Annotated in this window: 1 protein-coding gene; it reads left to right on the top strand. The window is 65.3% G+C overall.

The window, feature by feature from the left end; all coding sequences use genetic code 11:
• Positions 1–77: 77 nt before the first annotated feature.
• Positions 78–497: a Zn-ribbon domain-containing OB-fold protein gene (locus BST10_RS22180; protein ID WP_205277374.1), complete on the top strand. Its 420-nt coding sequence runs from the start codon at positions 78–80 to the stop codon at positions 495–497.
• The last annotated feature ends 537 nt before the right edge of the window (positions 498–1,034 follow it).

The following is a 1,034-nucleotide window of genomic DNA, read 5'->3' as shown; positions in this document are numbered from 1 at the left end:
CCTCAACGACACACCAAGAGCCCAACCGCCCCGGTCAGCCGCAGGCCCGAAACCCCACCATCCCAGGGGACTTAGCCTTGGCGCCGACACCGACGGCCGAGTCGAGGCCGTTCTGGACCGGCGGCGAACGTGACGAGTTGCTGATCTTCCGATGCCACAGCTGCGGCCATTTCTTCCACCCGCCGGCTCCGGCCTGCTGGCGATGCCGGAGCACCGATGTGGCTCCGGAACCGGTCTCCGGACGGGCCACGGTTGCCGCCTACACCATCAACCAGCAACCGTGGATTCCCGGTTTCGAGCCGCCCTACATCGTGGCGGTGGTCGAACTTGCCGAGGAGCCCGACGTGCGGCTGATCTCCAACGTGGTCAACGTTTCCTCGGAACAGATCAGCATCGGCATGCCGGTTGAGGTGTTCTTCGAGGATTGGACCGCGATGTCGGGCGAGAACGACAGCCGGGTGTGGCTCCCGCTGTTCCGTCCCATCACGGCTGCATAGTCCGCCGCTGCAGCTGCTACAACGGGACAAACTGGCCCACAGTCTCTGCGACGTTGCTAACCGACAGTCGACTGTCACATTAGAGTTGCGGCGACTGCAACCGCCAAGCGCTGCCCATCACGCCTCGGTCTGCCGACGACTCAAACGCCCGACGTGTTGACCTCGCTGCTGTGCACCCATGCCCCTGACGTGAGGGGCCCGCTACCCCGCTGCCGCAGCGGCTCCTCATCAAGACGTAATTGAACACGGTGCACGATCTGCCGGAGGCCCTCGACGAATCGCTGTCTGGTTGGCCGCCGAGTGCGGTGTGGCCGCGTGATCGTAGTTGGGTAGCCAGCGTCGATACCCGACGCGGACGGGACGGCCCAGCGTGCCGCGGTGGCACCGCGACTTGGAATCGTTCCGCGGCCGGTCCTAGCGACCAGCCGGTTCTTCCACGATGCACCGGCCAGCCGCTGCGTGAGCCGTCCCGGTAAGTCCGGGGACTGATTTCCTTGAATCACCCCGCCTTCGGTGGGGTGTGCCTGTGATCGTAGT

Source organism: Mycolicibacter algericus DSM 45454 (assembly GCF_002086455.1).
GTDB lineage: Bacteria > Actinomycetota > Actinomycetes > Mycobacteriales > Mycobacteriaceae > Mycobacterium > Mycobacterium algericum.
The sequence above is the reverse complement of the archived record's forward strand: the minus strand, read 5'-3'. Positions and strand labels throughout refer to the sequence as shown.